General features: G+C 61.4%; 13 protein-coding genes. 10 read left to right on the top strand and 3 right to left on the bottom strand.

Annotated features, from left to right (window positions below):
• Positions 1–63: 63 nt before the first annotated feature.
• Positions 64–930: an enoyl-CoA hydratase/isomerase family protein gene (locus tag ACNJX8_RS36145; protein WP_439410351.1), complete on the bottom strand. Its 867-nt coding sequence runs from the start codon at positions 928–930 to the stop codon at positions 64–66.
• Positions 931–980: 50 nt separating this feature from the next.
• Here ACNJX8_RS36145 and ACNJX8_RS36140 point away from each other — a divergent pair, with 50 nt between their 5' ends.
• Positions 981–1,943, top strand: coding sequence for a winged helix-turn-helix transcriptional regulator (locus ACNJX8_RS36140; RefSeq protein WP_439358588.1), 963 nt, complete (start codon positions 981–983; stop codon positions 1,941–1,943).
• Between the two features lie 161 nt (positions 1,944–2,104).
• Here the strand turns inward: ACNJX8_RS36140 and ACNJX8_RS36135 are convergent, their stop codons facing one another.
• Complete coding sequence (locus tag ACNJX8_RS36135) at positions 2,105–2,854, bottom strand: acetoacetate decarboxylase family protein (protein WP_439358587.1); 750 nt, start codon at positions 2,852–2,854, stop codon at positions 2,105–2,107.
• Positions 2,855–3,007: 153 nt separating this feature from the next.
• Positions 3,008–3,895, bottom strand: a complete 888-nt coding sequence (locus ACNJX8_RS36130) for a helix-turn-helix domain-containing protein (RefSeq protein WP_439358586.1) — start codon at positions 3,893–3,895, stop codon at positions 3,008–3,010.
• Positions 3,896–4,077: 182 nt separating this feature from the next.
• Here ACNJX8_RS36130 and ACNJX8_RS36125 point away from each other — a divergent pair, with 182 nt between their 5' ends.
• The 9 genes from ACNJX8_RS36125 to ACNJX8_RS36085 all read left to right on the top strand — a co-directional run bounded on the left by ACNJX8_RS36125 (position 4,078) and on the right by ACNJX8_RS36085 (position 14,397).
• Positions 4,078–5,781 (top strand): FAD-dependent oxidoreductase, encoded by a 1,704-nt coding sequence (locus ACNJX8_RS36125; RefSeq protein WP_439358585.1) that lies wholly within the window; start codon positions 4,078–4,080, stop codon positions 5,779–5,781.
• Positions 5,782–5,845: 64 nt separating this feature from the next.
• Positions 5,846–7,078: an ABC transporter substrate-binding protein gene (locus tag ACNJX8_RS36120; protein WP_439358584.1), complete on the top strand. Its 1,233-nt coding sequence runs from the start codon at positions 5,846–5,848 to the stop codon at positions 7,076–7,078.
• 24 nt (positions 7,079–7,102) lie between these two features.
• A complete protein-coding gene (locus ACNJX8_RS36115) occupies positions 7,103–7,441 on the top strand; it encodes an NIPSNAP family protein (RefSeq protein ID WP_439358583.1) in 339 nt (112 codons plus the stop codon).
• A gap of 36 nt (positions 7,442–7,477) precedes the next feature.
• The gene (locus ACNJX8_RS36110; protein WP_439358582.1) at positions 7,478–8,278 is read left to right on the top strand and encodes an SDR family NAD(P)-dependent oxidoreductase; all 801 of its coding nucleotides are present in this window, start codon (positions 7,478–7,480) and stop codon (positions 8,276–8,278) included.
• Between the two features lie 33 nt (positions 8,279–8,311).
• Positions 8,312–9,058: an SDR family NAD(P)-dependent oxidoreductase gene (locus tag ACNJX8_RS36105; protein WP_439358581.1), complete on the top strand. Its 747-nt coding sequence runs from the start codon at positions 8,312–8,314 to the stop codon at positions 9,056–9,058.
• 150 nt (positions 9,059–9,208) lie between these two features.
• The gene (locus ACNJX8_RS36100; RefSeq protein WP_439358580.1) at positions 9,209–10,396 is read left to right on the top strand and encodes a flavin-containing monooxygenase; all 1,188 of its coding nucleotides are present in this window, start codon (positions 9,209–9,211) and stop codon (positions 10,394–10,396) included.
• Between the two features lie 2 nt (positions 10,397–10,398).
• A complete protein-coding gene (locus tag ACNJX8_RS36095; protein ID WP_439358579.1) occupies positions 10,399–10,803 on the top strand; it encodes a hypothetical protein in 405 nt (134 codons plus the stop codon).
• A 181-nt stretch (positions 10,804–10,984) separates the two neighbouring features.
• A complete protein-coding gene (locus ACNJX8_RS36090; RefSeq protein WP_439358578.1) occupies positions 10,985–11,854 on the top strand; it encodes a branched-chain amino acid ABC transporter permease in 870 nt (289 codons plus the stop codon).
• On the top strand, positions 11,851–14,397 hold the full coding sequence (locus ACNJX8_RS36085) for a branched-chain amino acid ABC transporter ATP-binding protein/permease (RefSeq protein WP_439410302.1): 2,547 nt from the start codon (positions 11,851–11,853) through the stop codon (positions 14,395–14,397). Before ACNJX8_RS36090 ends, ACNJX8_RS36085 begins: the two co-directional genes overlap by 4 nt.
• Positions 14,398–14,411: the final 14 nt, after the last annotated feature.

Raw genomic sequence — 14,411 nt, 5'->3', positions numbered from 1 at the left:
GCGTCTCTCGTCGATTGCTACATCGCCAGCAGCAATGTCTGGCAAGCCTTTGCGCGGTTGAAATCAACCCTTCCACAGTGCATTGGCGAGGCGACGCCTCGTATCGCGCGTATCGCGATGCACGAACTCGCGAATGCCCTTTGACTGCGCCAAGTGAAGACGCGGTGGCGCTCCTTCGAATGCCAATCCAATCGAGGTAGTGGCGTCGGCTGATGCATTGAGAAAATGCTTGGTGCACCGGACCGCCGTCGGCGCCTTCTCGAGCATCACGTCGACGAGTGCTTGCACATCCGCATCGAGCTTCTCCGGCGTCGTCAGCCGGTTGACGAGATCGTAACGCTCTGCCGTTTTCGCGTCGAACAATCCGCCGATCAGATTCCATTCCTTGGTTTTTCGGCGCCCGGCGAATTTCTGCAGGCGGTTCGTGCCGCCCCAGCCGGGCGTAATATCCCAGTTGATTTCCGGCATGCCCCACCGCGAGCGGTCCGTGGCGACCACGAAATCGCAGACTAACGTCAGCTCGAGGCCGCCGCCGGTGCAGACGCCATCCACCGCCGCGATCGTTATCGCCCACATGTTGTCGATGAGATTCGACGTCTCCTGATAGAGCTTGACCTGCCACGGTCCTTCTTCTGGGGTCCACTCGTTGAACTCCTTGATGTCATCGCCGGCGCAGAAGGTATTTCCTGCCCCTTTGAGGACGAGGACGCGGCATTCGCGATCGAAGGCGACTTGCTTGACCGCCGCGTTCAGCTCTGCGGACAGCTCGCGGTCGAGGGCATTGTGCACCTTCGGTCGATTGAGGATGAGCGTGGTCACCGGACCGTTGCGGTCGACGATCAACTTGCCGGATGGGGATGCTTGCTGGGCCATTGTTCCTCCGCTGGACGTTTTGCTTGCATAAGGGAACTTAACTGACATGGTCTCCATATGCAAGCAAATAATTTGCGCCTCGGCCCGATATCGGCCATATCGGTTCTATGCCAAGGCATCCGCAGCAGTCCGTCCCGGACCCCGTCTACCAAGTCGTCGAATTGCTTGGTGACGGATGGTCATGGCTGATCTTGCGCAATGCGTTGTTCAATGGCGTCACGCGCTTTAATGATTTCCAGCAGCGGCTCGGTATCGCGCGAAAAGTGCTGAGCCAGCGGCTGGACAGTTTGACGGAAGGCGGCCTGTTCAGGCGAGAAGACACAAGGGAGGGGGGCGGCGGGCATCTCGAGTACGTATTGACGGAGATGGGGCGCGACTTCTTCACTTGTCTGGTCGCCGCGATGTTCTGGGGTGAGCGGTGGTATGACGAGAAGGAGGCGCTCCAACCGAAGCTCATTCATCGGACCCGCGGCCATCGCTTAAAGCCCGTCTTCTGCTGCTCGGAGTGCGGACAGGCGCTTCGGGCTCGCGAGGTCGCGGTTGTCGGGATACACCGCGCCTCGGCCGACCTCATCGCGGCCAAGCGCCGGCGTGCGGCGAATTTCGATCTCGTTCCTCCTTCGGAGCCACGCTCGCTCGTCCGCACGCTTCGCGTGTTCGGCGACCGATGGAGCGGCTTGTTGATCCGTGAATGCTTCCTCAGAACCCGCCGGTTTCGAGACTTTCAGGAGCATCTTGGCATAGCGCCCAACATTCTCGCGAGCCGTCTCGAGCGGCTCGTGGATCTTGGCGTTCTCACGACGCAACCTTCGGTGGACCAACCTGGATGGCATGAATACAGGCTGACCGAAAAAGGCCTAGATCTCTATTCGATCCCGCTGGCAATGTTGACCTGGGCCGAAAAATGGCTTTCGGCCAAGAGCGCACGAACCCATCTGCGGCACAAATTGTGCGGCAAACGTTTCAGCGCGATATTGAGCTGCGCGAGTTGCAGTGAACGATTGCAGGCAGAAGACATTGTCGCTGCAGCTGCTCCGCCCGCAGCGCGCAATCACCGCCAACAGGCGTAGCATTCGTATCCGGTGACCGATGGGAAATGGCTGTTGGTGAACGACAATCTTCCCGTCCTGGATATTTGCGCCGTGGTTCGCAGTTGGTCGGCGATCAAATGGAGAATGGCTCGCTGGGCAAGCCACGAGCGCTGCCTCGGGCTCGCCAGCTCGCGCCCGGCTCAGCCACCGGCCTCGATCCGCTCCTGCCGTTCGATGTCGAGTCGCATTTGAGAGCCGCGCAGCAGCGTGGCGCTGGTCATTTCAACGACCGGCAGTTCATGGAGCGGATCAATCGCAGAGAACCCGGTAAAGCCGACCGACCCGCGACCGCTCCAGATCGTTCCTTTCTTGAAGGTCATCGTGTATTTCAGCAGTTCGGCAATTCCTTTCGTGCGGCCAGCTTTCGGCCACACGCGCAGGCCCCAGTTGCGGATGACCAGCTCATCGTTTTCGCCGACAAAGTTGTCAGCCTGGAATACGCCAGCGGCGAGAAGAATGCCTCTCGGACGCTCCAGTTTGGCGGACACGATCGGCTCGGACGCTGCGATATCGAAAGCGATAATCCCGGTGAGCTTCGGAATTCCAAACCCTTCGCGGCCCGCGAGAATAGCCCTGTCGTTGTCCAGATAGAGCCTGACGGGATAGAAAAACGTCTCGTTGCGGTAGCTGCATTCGACACTTTGAACGACCTCGGTATACGTGCCGACGCTGCTGAAGCCCCAATAGTTGAACGAAACGAAAGCCTTCGGTCTGTCCGGCACTTCAAATACGTTCGGCACGACTTTGGCGACATTCTCCGCCCGTGTTTCATATTCTAACTTGAGAATGCTGGCGTCGACGAAGTGCTGCGGCCCCGTATGGTAGGGCGACGTGAGCGACGGCGGGGGAGCCTCCAGCATCTCCGCATTGAGTTGACCTTTGATCGGCATTCATCTTCTCCCTGAACGTGCGCAACCAATTGCTCCATCGCCATGACGGAGCTTCGCGCATTGTCACAATTTGCGCCTCATCGCATCTAGATGTTGAGATGTCAACATATCGGACGAACTGTGACAGCAGGCCCCACCGCCAGATGCAAACTCTCATCGTCCGTTCGGGCCGTGGGCCGTTGGCAAGAGGTTGTTCCGGAAGCGGCCGGGCGACATACCAACGTTGCGCGAGAAGAAGCGATTGAAATAGGCAGGATCGGTATAGCCGAGCGCAGCGCCGACCTCGCTCACGGTCAGCTCGGAGTACAGCAGGTTGCGCTTAGCCTCAGTCAAGAGCCGCTCATTGATCAGGGCGAGTGACGATTTGCCCGTCGTAGCGCGGCAGCAGGCGTTCAGACGCGCAGTCGTTATGCCGAGCTTGCGCGCGTAGAAATCGAGCGACCGATGATTGCGATAGTGCTTCTCCACGATTTCGCGAAACTGAATGACCGTTTCTGCGTCACGCTCAGTCGATATCGGGCGTGCGCGGTCCTGATCAATCAGTCGCCGGACCGCGACTGCAAGGAGCTGGAGATAGGCTTTGATCGCCGCGCGACGACCGGGCGCCGACCACACAAATTCGTGCTCGAGCGAAGCGAACAGCGCGGTGAGATCGATGTCTTCGCCAATTTGCTGCGAGAGAAAGTGCGCGGGATTGCGAAAGCCGTCTATCAGATCCGGATCGTCATCGAGCGCCGATTGCAGAAATGGAGGCGCAACGGTGATGACATAGCCGTCCGTGCCAGGCTTGAATCTTATGGCGTGAATGGTCAGAGCCGGCAGGATGACCAACGCGGGAGGTGACACGTCCCAGGTCACCCCTTCAACCTCGATTGCTCCTCCGCCCTTGCCGATAACCAATATCTGATGATGGTTCGGATGCGAGTGAGTTTGGATTGTCCAATTGTGCAGCCCGCTACGGACCGGGATCGGCTCAATATGGAGGAAGGAGGGCTCGTCTTCCGAAGCGGCCTCCTCATACAGAAAATAGTGTGGAATCACTGGTGGTGCACCGGCTTAGTAGCGTCGCGTTGATCGGGTCGGTTGGGCTGCATCTACGAAAAGTACAATACAAAAAAGGTTTCGTCCATTGGCGCCTGGCGCGACTGGGCCTATCGGGGAGAAAGGCGCAACTCCCAATGCGCACATAAAGCAAGGCGTGATTGGCTGTGGAGGAGACGAAATTGCCGCGACCCGGACGCAAACTCTCGTGCGACGTGCTGGTTGTAGGCTCGGGTGCCGGAGGCTTGTCGACCGCCATCACCGCCCGGAAAGCTGGTCTCGACGTGATCGTCGTCGAGAAGGATCCGTATTTCGGCGGGACGACCGCGTTCTCCGGTGGCGTCCTTTGGATTCCCGGCAACAAGCACGCCCGCGAGGCCGGTGTGACCGACGATCGGGAGGCTGCCCGCACCTATCTGAAGCATGAAACCGGCAATCATTTCGACGATGCGGCGATCGATGCGTTTCTCGATGTCGGCCCGCGCATGCTCGAGTTTTTCGAGCGTGAGACCGAGGCAAAATTCATTCTGTCCGGCTATCCGGATTATCATCCGGACGTGGAAGGCGGCGCCTCGATCGGCCGCTCGGTCACGGCGGCACCCTATGATGCCCGCGCGCTCGGGTCAGAGATCGTCCGACTGCGGCCTCCGCTCGAGACCATCACCTTCATCGGGATGATGTTCAACTCATCCAATGACGAACTGAAGCATTTCTTTCGTGTGACGAGCTCGCTAACCTCGGCGCTCTATGTCGCCAAGCGGCTTGCCAGCCATCTCAAAGATCTGGCCCTCTATCGCCGTGGGGTCAAGATCACCAGTGGCAATGCGCTGGCGGCGCGTCTTGCGAAGACTGCCTTCGACCTCGCAATCCCGCTGCTTACGAACACACCGGCGCAGCGGCTGGTCAGCGAGAACGACATGGTCGTCGGCGCTGTTGTGCGCGATGGAGACGGCGAATACACGATCACGGCGCGACGTGGAGTCGTGCTGGCGAGCGGAGGATTTCCGCACGACCGGAAGCGGATCGCTCGCGCCTATCCGCACCTGATCCGGGGCGGTGAGCATCTTTCGCCCACGCCCGAGGCCAACACTGGCGACGGCATCCGCATGGCTGAGGAGGTCGGTGGCAACTGCGATATTCGCTTTGCGAACGCAGCCGCGTGGATGCCGGTGTCGCGGGTCCCGCTTGGTGAACGCACCGGCGCATTTCCTCATCTCGTTGACCGTTACAAGCCGGGCGTCATCGCGGTGAGCCGCCGGGGACGCCGCTTCACGAACGAATCGAACTCCTATCATGACGTCGGTGCCGCAATGATCGCCGAAGGAGCCGATACCGGCGAGGCCGCCGCTTGGTTGATCTGCGATCACGCGACGATTCGAAAGTATGGCCTCGGTTATGCAAAGCCCGCGCCCGTTCCGGTCGAGATCTACGTTCGCAACGGATATTTGAACCGAGCTCCGACCCTGCGCGCGCTTGCGACAGCGGTTGGGATCGACGCGAATGTCTTGGAAAAAACCGTCCGCGAATACAACCAGGATGCTGTTCATGGCCTCGATAGCGCCTTCCAACGCGGCAGCACCACCTTCAATCGTTACCTCGGCGATGCCGAGCACACGCCAAACCCGAACGTCGCGCCCATCGGAGCCGGACCCTACTATGCACTGAAGATCATCATGGGCGATCTCGGCACGTTCGATGGTTTGACCACCGACGTCGTCGGCCGGGTGGTGCGCCAGGACGGCAGTGCGATCCCGGGGCTCTATGCGGTCGGCAACGATCGCGCCTCGATCATGGGCGGCAATTATCCGGGCGCCGGCATCACGCTCGGGCCGATCATGACCTTCGGCTACATCACAGGCCGCCATCTGGCGGGCCAGCAAGCCTGATCATGCCTGTCTGCATTGCAACAATAACGGGGCCTGCAAGCAGGCCAGGTGAGGGAGAAACGATATGAGCATGACACGCCGCAGTTTCGTCGGGGCCGGTCTTGCGACCGTGCTCGCGCCGCGTCTCGCCCGGGCACAATCCGACAACACGATCCGCATCGGCGTGATCACCGACATGTCGGGCATCTACCGCGATGTTTCGGGCCCGACCACGGTGGCCTGCGCGCAGCAGGCCGCCGCCGAGTTCACGGCGGCCAATCCCTCGATCAAGGTCGAAATCCTGGTCGCCGACCACCAGAACAAGGCCGACGTCGGGCTCGGGATCATCCGCAAATGGTTCGACCAGGACGGTGTCGACGTGATCGAGAACGTCGGCAACTCGTCCATTGCACTTGGCGCCAAATATCTGATCGAGGACAAGAACAAGGTCGCGCTGGTCACCACTGCCGGCTCGTCCGATCTCACCGGCAAGAGCTGCAGCGCCAACCTCGTGCATTGGTCCTGGGATTCCTGGTGCCTCGCTCATTCCACCGCGACCTCGCTAGTGCGCACCGGTGGCTCGAAGTGGTTCTTCGTCACCGCCGACTACGCTTTCGGCCACGCCGCGGAAGCCGATGCCGCGAAATTCGTCAAGGCGGCCGGGGGGACGCTGCTCGGCTCGGTGCGTTATCCGTTCGGAGCAACCTCGGATTTCTCATCCTTCCTGTTGCAGGCACAGTCGAGCGGCGCGAATGTGATCGCCTTTGCCAATTCAGGCAACGAGCTGATCAACTGTCTGAAACAGGCACAGGAGTTCGGGCTCGACCAGGGCGGCACGCGCATGGCGGCCCTGGTCGGCTACGTCACCGACGTGATCGGGATGGGCCTATCGACGGCGAAAGGCCTTTCGCTCACCGAGACCTTTTACTGGGATCTCAACGAGCGAACCCGCGCATTCATGGACCGCGTCAAGCCACGCCTTGCCACCAACGTCTATCCCAACATGAGCCAGGCCGGCGACTACGCATGCGTTCTGCACTACCTCAAGGCGGTGAAGGAGATCGGCGTCGCGCAGGCCAAGCGCAGCGGACGAGACGTTGTCGAGCTGATGAAGAAGATGCCGACCGATGACGACTGCTTCGGCCAAGGCATGGTCCGCGCCGACGGCCGCAAGATTCATCCGGCCTATCTGTTCGAGGTGAAGAATCCGGCGGACAGCAAGTCGACCGGCGACGTCTACAAGCTGGTCTCGACGCTGAGTGCGGAGGAAGCGTTTCGTCCGCTCGGGGAGGGAAGCTGCTCTCTCGTGCGCAGTTGATGGGATGAGTGGGGAGTTCGTCCAGTGATCGAACATGCGATTGTGGATCTGCGTGTCTACACCATCCGCCTGCGCAAGATGGCAGAGTTCATCGAGGTGTTCGACCGGCTCGCGATGCCCGTGCAGCTTAGATATCTGGGGAGGCCGCTCGGCATGTTCACGAGTGCGGTCGGATCGCTGAACCAGATCGTCCACCTCTGGGGCTTTCCCGATATGGGCGAGTTCGAGCGTCAGCATGCCGCGCGTGATAAGGATCCGGACTGGCCGGCCTACCTGCAGGCCTCGGAGCATCTCATCGTCGCCCAAGAGAACCGCCTGATCCGAAGCATCGAGCTTCCCTCTTTGTCTGGCAAGGCCGGCTGACGCGTCGATGCTCGTTCCGAATCCCTGGAGGGTTGCATGAAATGGATTGATCTTACCGCGAAAGTTGCCGTCGTCACGGGCGGCGGTGCCGGCATTGGACGCGGCATCGCGGCGGGTCTTGCAGCCGTGGGGGCGCACGTCGTCGTGCTCGACTGCAACGAGGCCGGTGCGGCCGTCGCGGCGGAGATCCGTGCAAGCGGCGGATATGCGGAGTTCGTCGCCTGCGACGTCACCTCCGATGGAAGCGTTGAGAATGCCGCCTCCGAGATAACCAAGAAAGTGGGTGCTCCCTCGATCCTGGTCAACAATGCCGGCACGATGCTGCCAGGAGGTGTCGAGAGCGCGAGCATGACGGATTGGGAGCGCATCATGTCGCTCAATCTCACGGGCTACTTGCGCTGCGCCCGGATCTTCGGAGCGGCGATGCTGACGCGGGGCGAAGGCGCGCTGGTCCACGTCGCATCGATCGCGGCCTCGTTCCCGCAGAGCTACAGCGGGGCCTACAGTGTGAGCAAGGCGGGCATTGTCATGTTGTCGCGGCAACTCGCGGTGGAATGGGGACCGCGCGGCGTGCGCAGCAACGTCGTCAGTCCCGGCATGATCCGCACGCAAATGACCGAAAACATCTATCAGGCACCCGGAGTGCATGATGCGCGGCGGACTCTGGTTCCAGCGCGGCGGATCGGCCGTCCGGAGGACATCGCCGACGCGGTCGTCTTCCTCGCCAGCGAGCGCGCGAGCTACATCACTGGCGAGGAGGTCGTGGTCGACGGCGGCTTCACCAGAATCGTCATGGGCGTTATCCCGCGTCCCGGGTTCGAAAAGAGTGTCGCTTAGGCGGGCCAAGCGGAAACAGGCCGGAGAGCATCGATGCTGTTGGACGGTAAAGTTGCTGTTGTCACGGGAGCCGGCTCCGGCATCGGCGCGGCGATCGCTCGTCTTTTCGCCGCCGAGGGCGCCCGGGTGGTGCTTGGTGACATTGCCGAGAGCGCCGGCGCGCTCGCGGCAGAGCTCTCCGAAGTAGGGTTCGAGACCGAATTCCGGCGGGTTGACGTCGTCGACGAGGGGAGCGTCGCCGCCCTGATGCAGGAGGCTGTGGCGCGTTTCGGCCGGCTCGATATCCTGGTCGCCAACGCAGGTATTCCCGAGCGCAAGTCGCCGATACACGAGCTCGACCTGTCCGATTGGCGCCGCGTGATCGACGTCGATCTGACCGGGGTTGCGATCTGCAACAAGTTCGGGGCAGGTGCCATGCTTGCCGCCGGCAAGGGCGGCGCCATCGTGAACATGGCGTCGGTCCTCGGGCATGTTGGCCAGGAGAACAGCAATGCGTACTCGGCGGCGAAGGCGGCCGTGGTCAACTTGACGCGGTCGGTCGCGCTGACCTATGCGCGACAGGGGATACGTGCGAACTGCGTCTCTCCCGGCTACGTTGAGACACCGCTGCTGGCGAGGCTCCCTGAGGCGACCCGGAAGATGATGTTGGTGCGTCAACCAATCGGACGACTGGCTCGGCCGGACGAGATTGCCGAGGTGGTCGCGTTTCTCGCCAGCGACAGGGCTTCGATCATCACCGGTGCCTGCGTCAACGCCGACGGCGGTTACACCGCCATCTAGTCTTCAGCCGATATATTGCGATCTCAACATGAGGCCCCGATGGATATGCATAGGTGAGTCCGAGATGATATGTTGCGAACTCAACATACCGCATATATCGGAATGTGAGGGCTGTTCAGACCTGGTCTACGAATTTGGAGGAAACCCGAAATGACTGCCAGACTTGACGTGATCGTGGTGGGAGCTGGGTTTGGCGGCCTCTATGCGCTGCACAAGCTGCGGCAGGACGGCTATTCCGTCAAGGTGCTTGAGGCGGCCGATTCGATCGGGGGTACATGGTATTGGAACAGGTACCCCGGCGCGCGATGCGACGTCGAAAGCATGCAGTATTCCTACTCGTTTTCAAACGAGATCCAGCAGGAATGGAAGTGGTCCGAGCTCTACGCGGCGCAGCCGGAGATCCTGGCTTATATCAATTTCGTCGCCGACAGGCTGAACCTGAGGCGGGACGTGCAGCTCAACACGCGCGTGGTTTCGGCGCGCTTCGACGAGACGAATGCCACGTGGGAGGTGAAGACCAAGGCCGGTGAGGTCTTCTTCGCGTCCTATTGCATCATGGCCACGGGATGTCTGTCGATCCCGATGGTACCCGACTTTCCCGGGCTCGACGACTTCAAAGGGCCGATCTATCGCACGTCAGACTGGCCGCACGAAGGCGTTGACTTGGCCGGCAAGCGCGTCGGTCTGATCGGTACGGGCTCCTCGGGAATCCAGGCGACGCCGATATTCGCCGCGCAGGCATCGCATCTCTACGTCTTCCAGCGCACCCCCAATTACTCGATCCCGGCGCTGAACCGGCCGATGCCCCAGGACTACGAGCGCTCCTGGAAGGCCGAATATACGGAGCGCCGTCTCGCCGCGCGCAATACCCGCAACAATACGCTCAACATGGCCGGCACGAAGCCCGGACGGGAGGTCAGCCGAGAAGAGCGTGAGGCCGAATTCGAGCGGCGGTGGACGAAGCTCGGCGGCATCAGCTTCATGTATGCCTATCCAGACATGACCAGCGACCCCGAGGTCAATGCGCATGCTTCCGAATTCGTGCGGCGCAAGATAGGTGCCCTGGTGCGCGACCAGGAAGTGGCTAAGAAGTTGATGCCGACCGATTACGGCATCGGCGGCAAACGCATTTGCGTCAATACAGCTTACTTTGAGACTTTCAATCGCAGCAATGTCACGTTGGTCGACATCCGCTCCGATCCAGTCGAGCGCCTGACGGCGACGGGCGTGAGGACAAAATCGCAATCGTTCGAACTCGACATCATCGTCATGGCCACCGGCTTCGACGCGATGACCGGCGCACTCAAGCGTATCGACATCGCGGGGCGGGGGGGCTGAAGTTGGCTGATCGCTGGGGCGACGGGCCGAAGACCTATATCGGCATGGCGGTCGCGGGCTTCCCGAACCTGTTCCTGATCACAGGTCCCCAGAGCCCATCCGTCTTCACCAACATGGTCACGTCGGTCGAGCAGCACGTCGATTGGATCGCGGAGTGCATGGCATATCTGAAAGCCAACAAGCGCAAGGTGATCGAGGCCAACGCGGAAGCCGAAGCCGCGTGGGTCGCTCATTCGAACGAACTCGCCAGCAAGACGATGATGCCAAATGCCAACTCCTGGTATGTCGGTGCCAACATCCCGGGCAAGCCGAGAATCTTCATGCCCTATCTCGGCGGTGCGGCCGTGTATCGGGACCGCATCGTCGATATCGCCAGGAAGAATTACGAGGGATTCAGCCTCGCATAGCCGCCTGTGAAGCGGATGTGGATCCGGCGGTGCTGGCCTGAAAGCCGTGACGACATGAGGTTGCGACGACGATTTGATGACAACGATCTTTGCATGGGAGGAATTTCGATGTGTGCGACTCGCAGCGTTCTTTCCTGCGACGGAAAGAACAAAACCGCGGCGGCCGCGGGATGTCGCTCCAATGCTTGAGGCCATCGTATCGCAACTCGCCAATGGCTTGGTGCTTGGGGTTCTCTACATCCTGATCGCGATCGGCCTGTCGATCATCTTCGGTCTCCTCGGCATCATCAATTTTGCGCACGGCGCCTTCTTCGCGCTCGGTGCGTATATTGCGGTGACGATCATCGGGTCGCTCGGCTGGCCCGCCGTGATCCTCGCGCCGATCGGCGTGGCCATCATTGGCGTGGCTTGCGAAAGGCTCATTGTCTGGCGTCTCTACAACGAGGGAGCGCTGCTCAGCCTTGTCGTGACATTTGCTCTCGCCCTGCTCATCGAGGCTGTAGTCCGTTCGATTTGGGGAACGATGGCGCTGCCGATGAGCCCGCCGTCGGCCCTGGCGGGGATCGTCGAGATCGGACCAGTCCTGCTGACCACCTACCGTCTGGCAGTGCTCGGGATGACGGTCATCATCCTGGGCCTGCTCTGGGTTTTCTTTGCGCTGACGCCCTACGGCAGGATACTACGTGCGGGCAGCCGCGACCCCGAGATGCTGGGTTGGATCGGCATCGATTTCCCGAAAGTTCGCACAGGTGCCTTCGCCCTGGGCTGCTTCCTTGCGGGCGCTGGCGGCGTGCTGGCTGGGCCATTGTGGACCATGACACCGTCAATGTCCTCGGCGGCGAGCATGCCGGCCTTCGTCATCGTGACGATCGGCGGACTTGGGTCCTATTCCGGCGCGATCGTGGCTGGGCTTCTTGTCGGCGTCGTCACCGCCTTGTCGGTGCAGTTCGCGCCTGAGCTTTCGGGCATCGCGATGTATCTGTTGATGGCCCTGGTACTGCTGTTGCGGCCGAGGGGCCTGTTCGGAACGGCGTGGGAACGGTTCGAATGATCCGCACTGCGCTCAACCACCCCATCGTCGTGCTCTCGGTCGTGCTGGGCGGCTTGACGACCTACGCCTTCGTGACGGAAGCCCACCTGTCGATCATCACCGAGATCGTGATCTATGTCCTCTATGCGGCCGGGCTCAACATCATGCTCGGGTATACCGGCCTCGTGCCGTTCGGCGCGTCGGTGTTCTTCGGCACGGCGACCTACATAGCGGCCATCGCGGCACTGCGTCATCTCGGAAACGAGCTCGAGGCCCTGGCTTTGGCCGTAGCACTCACAGTGCTCGTCGCATTTGTTCTTGGCTCCGTAGTGCTGCTGAGGCGGGGGCTGTATTTCTCGCTTTTGACCCTGGCTTGCTCGCAGATCGCCTTCGAGGTCGCATTCAAGTGGACCGATGTGACCGGCGGCGAGAACGGACTTCAGGACGTTCCGCGCGTGCTGATCAAGGACCCGAAGGCCTTTCACTTGCTGTGTCTTGGCCTCGCGGTCTGCGTGCTCTGGGGGATCTGGCGGTTCGGCCATTCGCCACTTGGTCGCACATTTCAGGCGCTTCGGGAGAACGAGACCCGAGCGCGGAGCCTCGGCTACAATGTCTATGGGCTGAAGCTCTGCTCCTTCGTTATGTCAGGTGCCGTCATCGGGCTCGCGGGAGGTCTGCTCGCTTTCCTGGTCCAGGGCGCCTACGCCAACAATCTGAACTGGCAGCACGCCGGCGACGCCTTGCTCGCCAATGTACTGGGCGGCGTTCATCATTTCCTCGGCCCGTTATGGGGCGTGATCACGTTCCTGCTGCTGCAGGATGCGCTGAGCTCGATCATCGAGAACTGGTGGCTGCTGTTCGCACCGATCGTGATAGTGCTGGCGCTGTTCTCACCCCAGGGGCTGCACGGGCTCTATCAGCGGCTGCTCGGGCGGCAGGGATACACGCTGGTGAGGGGCGGTATCCCGCCGCGGCCCGCGAGGATCGGGCGCTACGATCTCGGCCATTTCGATGCCGTGGTGACGGGGCCGATCCTCGAGGTGAAAAAGCTGTCCCGGAATTTCGGGGCGGTGGTCACCGCAAGGGAGATCGACCTGCAGATCAGGTCGCGCGGCCTGCACAGCCTCATAGGCCCGAACGGTGCGGGCAAGACCACGTTCTTCAACATGCTCTCCGGCGTGCTGTCGCCGAGCGGAGGCCGCATTCTCTTCGAGGGACGCGACATCACGCGAACGTCGGTCCATCAGCGCGCGCGCATGGGCATCGGGCGATCGTTCCAGATCGTCCGCGTCTTTCCCCGATTGTCCGCGTTCGAGAACGTGCGGATTGCCGTACAGGCGGGCACGTCCAGCAGGTTCGTGTTCTGGAAGGATGCTTACGGCATCGATGACCTCAATCAGCGGACATGGACGCTTCTCGAGACCGTCGGTCTCGCTGACCGGGCCGATACACTGTGCGAGAACCTAGCCCATGGCGAGCAGCGGCTGCTCGAAATCGCGGTGACGCTGGCGGCGAGGTCGAAAGTGCTGCTGCTGGACGAGCCGCTGGCGGGCCTTGCCGAGCATGATCGGCAGATCATCACCGATCTGATCGTTCGTCTGAGCAAGGAGCATGCGGTGTTCCTCGTCGAGCACGACATCGATCGCGTGCTGGCGATCTCCGATCGGATCACGGTTCTGCACAACGGTAGTCTCATCGCCGACGGTGCGCCGGCCGATATTACACGAGATCCGGCGGTGATCGCGGCCTATCTCGGCAAGCGCGATGGTGCCCGCCGTCCGGGTACGACGTCAGGTCGGTCCGTCCCGACGCCGGCCGCCGCCGCGTCCGCGCCGATCCTGCGGTTGTCCGATCTCAGTGGCGGCTACACGGGCAGCCGGATTCTTAACGGCGTCAATCTGGAGGTGAGGGAGGGCGAGGTGGTAGCCATCCTCGGCCGCAACGGCGTCGGCAAGACGACGATGCTTCGCGCGATACTCGGATCCTGCGATATCAATAGCGGTGATATCCGCTTGGACGGCCAGTCGCTGATCGGCATGCCGTCGCACGAAGTCAATCGTAAGGGAGTCTCGATCGTTCCCGAGGGGCGGCGGCTGTTTCCGAACCTGACCGTCGCGGAAAACCTGCGGCTTGCCGTGCGTCCGGGCGGAGCTCCGCTCGAGGAGATTTTCGCTCTGTTTCCAAGATTGCGTGAGCGCCGCGATGCGAAGGCGCAGAACCTGTCAGGCGGCGAACGGCAGATGGTGGCGATTGCACGCGTGCTGATGGCGCCGAGCCGCCTCATTCTGCTCGACGAGCCCTTCGAGGGACTGGCACCTGCCGTCATCGATGACATTACGGCGGCCATCAGCAAGCTTCGCGAACGCGCCAGCCTCGTGATCGTCGAGCATGACGCGTCAGCGATCCTCGATGTGGCGGACCGCGCCTACGTCCTCGTCAACGGCAGCGTGGTGTTCGAGGGGCCGGCAGCTACGCTCGCCGCCGATCATGCGCTCCAGGCGAAGTATCTCGGCATCGCGCATGAGGAGACCGAACCAACTCACGGCCGGGTTCGGAAGTTGTAACAACAAAGCAAGAG

The sequence above is a fragment of the Bradyrhizobium sp. SPXBL-04 genome (genome assembly GCF_051853035.1).
Classification (GTDB): Bacteria; Pseudomonadota; Alphaproteobacteria; order Rhizobiales; family Xanthobacteraceae; genus Bradyrhizobium; species Bradyrhizobium zhanjiangense.
Note: the sequence above shows the minus strand (reverse complement) of the source record. Positions and strands in the feature narration are given on the sequence as shown.

Excerpts from the sequence above, each read along its gene's own strand:
- ACNJX8_RS36145 (WP_439410351.1), bottom strand. The coding sequence starts at position 930 with ATGGAGACCATGTCAGTTAAGTTCCCTTATGCAAGCAAAACGTCCAGC.
- ACNJX8_RS36140 (WP_439358588.1), top strand. The coding sequence starts at position 981 with ATGCCAAGGCATCCGCAGCAGTCCGTCCCGGACCCCGTCTACCAAGTC.
- ACNJX8_RS36135 (WP_439358587.1), bottom strand. The coding sequence starts at position 2,854 with ATGCCGATCAAAGGTCAACTCAATGCGGAGATGCTGGAGGCTCCCCCG.
- ACNJX8_RS36120 (WP_439358584.1), top strand. The coding sequence starts at position 5,846 with ATGAGCATGACACGCCGCAGTTTCGTCGGGGCCGGTCTTGCGACCGTG.
- ACNJX8_RS36110 (WP_439358582.1), top strand. The coding sequence starts at position 7,478 with ATGAAATGGATTGATCTTACCGCGAAAGTTGCCGTCGTCACGGGCGGC.
- ACNJX8_RS36105 (WP_439358581.1), top strand. The coding sequence starts at position 8,312 with ATGCTGTTGGACGGTAAAGTTGCTGTTGTCACGGGAGCCGGCTCCGGC.
- ACNJX8_RS36100 (WP_439358580.1), top strand. The coding sequence starts at position 9,209 with ATGACTGCCAGACTTGACGTGATCGTGGTGGGAGCTGGGTTTGGCGGC.
- ACNJX8_RS36090 (WP_439358578.1), top strand. The coding sequence starts at position 10,985 with ATGCTTGAGGCCATCGTATCGCAACTCGCCAATGGCTTGGTGCTTGGG.
- ACNJX8_RS36085 (WP_439410302.1), top strand. The coding sequence starts at position 11,851 with ATGATCCGCACTGCGCTCAACCACCCCATCGTCGTGCTCTCGGTCGTG.